Genomic DNA, 2945 nt, shown 5'->3' with positions numbered 1-2945 from the left:
CCCATCAAACCCCGGGACCAAACACCTAAGAAGACGATGTCTCAACCGCAAGCGCTGCTTCCGGTGCCGATGACTGCGACAGGGCTCCACTGCCAATCCACGCCACCAGCCCGGCAAGGAGAGACTGCATGTTCCGCTGCGTCTGTTCAAACCCGAGCCCCGGTTTGAGCGTCGCGGCATTCAGATAAAGGGAGCGGCAGATCTCCAGCTGGACGGCATGGATATTCTGTTCGGGACGGCCGTAATACTGGGTAATATACCCGCCGGCATAAGGAACATTCCGACGAACGGAATACCCCAGGCTTCCGAGCATATTTTCAATCATGTCCGGCAAGCCGGAGGCGCAGCTTCGGCCATGAACGTCCCCCAGAACGATATCGCACGATCGCGCATAAGGCAGCCTGGGCATGGAATGGGCTTCCAGAAGAACGGCATAGCCAAACCGCGCCTTCATTTCGCTCAGGAGCGCCGCAAGCGCCTCGTGATAGGGCAGCCATGCCGCGGCAATCCTGTCCTTTATCTCCGAGAGATGAAGAGGCTGTCCGTAAACCGGCCGTCCCTGTGACACATAGCGCGGAATGACCCCGAAACCCGCCTTCACCTTCGCCGTAAGCAGGACCTCGTCATCAGGCGGTGGCGGATCAAACATTTCCGCATCCACTTCGCGCCAGTCGCGATTCACATCGCACCACACACGCGGAAACTCGGCACAGATCAGCGTCGCACCAAAATCCGGCGCGTTTTCAAACAGCCGGTCCACAAACCGGTCTTCGCTCTGCTGCAACTCATGAAAGGAGAGCGAGGCCCTGTCGAGAAAATCCGACGGATAATTCCTTCCGGAATGTGGAGACGAGACAAGCAGAGGAATCGCAGTATTCCGCGGTCGATTCACCCTGAAAGACGTCAGTGGCACAGGAATTTGCATATTTTTTTCATATTTCGTCCCACGGGGGTTGCAAGGTTTTCCGGACACAGCTAGAAACCGCCTCACCGGACCGGGGGCGCATAGCTCAGCGGTAGAGCACTACCTTGACATGGTAGGGGTCACAGGTTCAATCCCTGTTGCGCCCACCACTCGGTCCGGTAAGAAACCCCTTGAAAATTAAGCATCTTTTCTTCGACGTCGCTATCGATTTGTCAGATCGCGCGCTTCGGACAATGTCGCCTCATGACGGGGGAAGCCACTCCTTCGCGAGCAATTCGGTGCAAAATCGGTGCACCCTTCACGGCATCGTGGCCGCTCATGCGAATCGGCCGAAGATGGCTCAGCCACCGATTCCGAGCCATTCCATGATCTCCTCCCGATAAGCGTCCGGCATCACCTTGGCATAGCGCGTCACCGTCGTGATGTTGCCCCATCCCCCGTCAGCTTTGAGACGCATCAGATCCTTGTGCAGGCAGTATTGCCAGCTCGCCCATGTGTGGCGGACATCATGCGGGGTGACGTCCGGGACGAATACGCTCTTCGGTTTCTCCTGCCCTTTGGGTGTCCATACGCGCATGTGCTCCGGCAGGCCCGCTTTGCGACACGCCACTGACCATCCGGACTTGATCTGGCCGCCGCTGGTCCGCCCGTTTTCCGAATAGGCCTCCCCGATCTCCCTGCCCTTCCCGTTTCTCGACTTCCGGGCACGAACAGGACGAAACACGCGGCCATCCCGGTTCGGGAGAGAAGCCAGTGATTCGCAGACACGGGGTGGCAGATCGATATGCCGCTCGTTCCCCTGCTTCTGCCAGACGACAGCCCGTTTTCCCTTCAGGTCGACGCAGGCCCAGTCCAGCTCGAGAGCCTCTGACATGCGGGCACCGGTTCCGAACAGGAAGACCAGCAACGGCTTCAGGTGCGGTGCCGCGTTATCGATCAGGTCCGTCACCTGCTCGGGCCTGAGATAAACTGTCCGGCTCATCGGAATGCGCGGCTTGTCGAAGGCCGGACGCTCGCACCACCTCCGGATAGCGGCAAATTCCAGGACAGAGCGCAAAGGCGTGAGAACGGACCTGACTTTTATGGCAGGACTGGCCTCGGCACCATCGCGCAGAATGTGCCGATAAGCCTGATCGAGCGCGGTCTGGTCGATATCAGCCAGGCGCGTGGTGCCGAAATGGTCCAGCAGACGGCGAAGATAGGCCTTTGTCGCCTCAGAACGCGGCTCTGCTTCGACATAAGCAGCGACCGCATAGGCGAAGGTTACAACGGCCCGCTTGCCATAGATGCTTTCCTGCCAGAGTTCGGCTTCGCGCTTCGCCCTGTATTCTTCTGCCTGTTGGGGGTCAGAAGTTCCTGAGCTTTCATAAACGCTCTGTCCTTTGACGGTTCCGCGAACGTAGTAGGTTTCCGACCGGCCGCGTTTGAAGAGTTTGAGGGGCATTCCAGGTTCAGCAACAGGCGTTTGAAATCCGCCGGGTAAAAGATGATGCGGTGCCCCCAACGACGATGCGTCGGACCACCATGAAATTCCTTCACGCGCCTCAAGTGCGCATGGAGCTTTGTGCGCCCAACACGGCCCTTGAGGCGCGTCAGAACGTCTTGAAGGGTTAGGGTTTCTTCCAAGACTTCAGTCATTAAACACTCCCTGGCCGCTGACCGGCCACAAGGTGGAACAGGATCACAAGGGCAAGCGCCTCGCAGAATTTCGGAAACAGGTCAGTCACGCCGGAATCTCCAGCCATGTTCGTAGATCCCGTCGTGAAACCACGCGGACACCGCGCGAATGGCGTTACCGATCCAGATCAAGGTCGGGTGTGGGATCATGCTTCACCCCTGGCTTTGGCGAGGGCGGCATTGGCGTGCTTCACAGTCTCAAGAAGCGCCAATCCAGTATCTGGGAGACAATGCGCCGCTGTGTTCAGATCCCTTGCAGCAATGCGTAGAGCCTCATAGAGCTGAGGCGCGGCGGCAATTAGGTGAGCGTTAGCCAGCCCATCATCACACGAATTTTCGTCAC

At 58.3% G+C, this 2945-nt stretch carries 3 protein-coding genes and 1 tRNA gene; 1 reads left to right on the top strand and 3 read right to left on the bottom strand.

Annotated features, from left to right (window positions below; translation table 11 throughout):
• Nucleotides 1-25 precede the first annotated feature (25 nt).
• Nucleotides 26-925: an N-formylglutamate amidohydrolase gene (locus tag GOX01_RS12550; RefSeq protein WP_024716575.1), complete on the bottom strand. Its 900-nt coding sequence runs from the start codon at nucleotides 923-925 to the stop codon at nucleotides 26-28.
• 74 nt (nucleotides 926-999) lie between these two features.
• On the opposite strand from GOX01_RS12550, the gene GOX01_RS12545 reads away from it, so the two are divergent.
• A tRNA-Val gene (locus GOX01_RS12545) sits at nucleotides 1000-1074 on the top strand.
• Between the two features lie 191 nt (nucleotides 1075-1265).
• Here GOX01_RS12545 and GOX01_RS12540 read toward each other — a convergent pair.
• Together GOX01_RS12540 and GOX01_RS13040 are read right to left on the bottom strand one after the other, a co-directional pair.
• Nucleotides 1266-2369 carry a tyrosine-type recombinase/integrase gene (locus GOX01_RS12540; protein WP_062268720.1) on the bottom strand — a complete coding sequence of 368 codons (1104 nt, stop codon included), beginning with the start codon at nucleotides 2367-2369 and terminating at the stop codon, nucleotides 1266-1268.
• A gap of 379 nt (nucleotides 2370-2748) precedes the next feature.
• On the bottom strand, nucleotides 2749-2945 hold a 197-nt coding region (locus GOX01_RS13040), incomplete at its 5' end, for a hypothetical protein (protein ID WP_218023027.1).

The sequence above is a fragment of the Gluconobacter oxydans genome (assembly GCF_006539685.1).
In the GTDB taxonomy this organism is placed as follows: domain Bacteria; phylum Pseudomonadota; class Alphaproteobacteria; order Acetobacterales; family Acetobacteraceae; genus Gluconobacter; species Gluconobacter oxydans.
The sequence above is the reverse complement of the archived record's forward strand: the minus strand, read 5'-3'. Positions and strand labels throughout refer to the sequence as shown.

What these genes read in the sequence shown, in the direction of transcription:
- GOX01_RS12550 (WP_024716575.1), bottom strand. Translation starts at nt 925, where the DNA reads ATGCAAATTCCTGTGCCACTGACGTCTTTCAGGGTGAATCGACCGCGG.
- GOX01_RS12540 (WP_062268720.1), bottom strand. Translation starts at nt 2,369, where the DNA reads ATGCCCCTCAAACTCTTCAAACGCGGCCGGTCGGAAACCTACTACGTT.